This window comes from Kocuria sp. ZOR0020 (assembly GCF_000800955.1).
Lineage (GTDB): Bacteria > Actinomycetota > Actinomycetes > Actinomycetales > Micrococcaceae > Kocuria > Kocuria subflava.
Genome location: NZ_JROX01000444.1, coordinates 1 through 237, shown reverse-complemented (window position 1 = coordinate 237; position 237 = coordinate 1). Strand labels below are relative to the sequence as shown.

Sequence of the window (237 nt, the reverse complement as noted above, 5' to 3'; positions counted from 1 at the left end):
CGTCAGCAAATGGAGTTTTGCCAGCTGATTTGGCTTTTGTAGTAATCTTTTTGATTTTTTTGACGTCTGCTTCTTTTTCAATTGATTTAAAACCGTTTGTTCCGTCACCCTCAATAAGCGCAAGGTCAACAATTTTATTAACAATAGCTTGTGTAAGTTCCGCTACAATCAAGTTGTAAAGTTCAGAATATGACATTTGAAGTCGTTTAACACGTTCAGCAAGTGATTGCAATTTAT

At 35.0% G+C, this 237-nt stretch carries 1 protein-coding gene; it reads right to left on the bottom strand.

Features of this window, described 5'->3' with window-relative positions; translation table 11 throughout:
* Window positions 1-237 (bottom strand): hypothetical protein (locus L979_RS16545; protein WP_197052190.1); only part of this gene is annotated, 237 nt, incomplete at both ends.